Consider the following 1,013-nt stretch of genomic DNA (forward strand, 5'->3'; position numbering starts at 1 on the left):
GAAGCCGGCTTCCTCGGCCGCAACACCCATCTCCAGCCAATGCTCATAGTTCCCCATTGTCTCTGATAGGCTAAAACGCACTTTTCGATCCTCCTTGCTTTACACCCGGGTTTAGGCCTAAGCAGTGGCATCGGCAATAGCCTACCGAAAAGTGGGAAGCTGTATAAAAGGTAAGTATAATGGGACGCGACTGGGTGTGTGACGACCCTAAAAAACAACTCATCTGGGCCGCCGCAACAAAGGATGCGCTGCGGCTGCTGGAGGGCAAGTGGAAAATCGTCATCATCTGTCAGCTGTTCGGCGCGAAGGCGCCTATCCGGTTCGCCGAACTGGAACGGCGGATAGAGGGAGTGAATCAGAAGATGCTGATTCAGCAGCTCAAACAGCTGGAAAAGGATGGCATTATCGACCGCAAGGTTTATCCCCAGGTGCCGCCGAGGGTCGAATATTCGTTGACCGAAATGGGCAAGGCCCTTGGTCCGTCCATGGCCGAACTTACGGATTGGGCTTTCAAACTGCGCGAGGCGAGGGGGGCGGTCGATCATGATGAATGATCGGCCTTCCTGCTTGCAAAAGCGGCTCTGAAAGACGACCGCGCATGCCGGTTTTTGCTGCAAAGGGAGGTATCCATGGCGAATCCCGGCGCTCAAGGCTGGCAGGCGCGCGGCCTGCCGGTCAGGGATGGCTGACCACGCCGATGAGAGGCTCGCTTATGGTGCTACAGCCCTACAGCTTCGAGTAGCAAGGCCAATGCAGCAGAATGCCGAAAGCAAGAGATAAATAGAGCATGTCCCGATCGAAATCCGGATCGGAACATGCTCTAAAAAAACAATGATATTTTACTTTCCAGGAAGGATTTCGGCGAGGCCCTCGATCCCGTCGCGGTCACCGATGATGACGGGGGGTTTTCCGTCTTCACGCTGCGTTTCGTCTTCGCGAACCACGTTGAGTACCACGCGGTCGGCCCCGGCCTTTCCAAACTCCTCGACCCGTGCGAGAATGTCGGCATTGCT

1 protein-coding gene is annotated in these 1,013 nt (G+C 55.8%); it reads left to right on the top strand.

Features of this window, described 5'->3' with window-relative positions; genetic code table 11:
- Nucleotides 1-179: 179 nt before the first annotated feature.
- Nucleotides 180-554, top strand: coding sequence for a winged helix-turn-helix transcriptional regulator (locus HNQ99_RS16380; RefSeq protein ID WP_184477642.1), 375 nt, complete (start codon nucleotides 180-182; stop codon nucleotides 552-554).
- The last annotated feature ends 459 nt before the right edge of the window (nucleotides 555-1,013 follow it).

It is taken from the genome of Rhizorhapis suberifaciens (genome assembly GCF_014200045.1).
GTDB lineage: Bacteria > Pseudomonadota > Alphaproteobacteria > Sphingomonadales > Sphingomonadaceae > Rhizorhapis > Rhizorhapis suberifaciens.

Excerpts from the sequence above, each read along its gene's own strand:
- HNQ99_RS16380 (WP_184477642.1), top strand. The coding sequence starts at position 180 with ATGGGACGCGACTGGGTGTGTGACGACCCTAAAAAACAACTCATCTGG.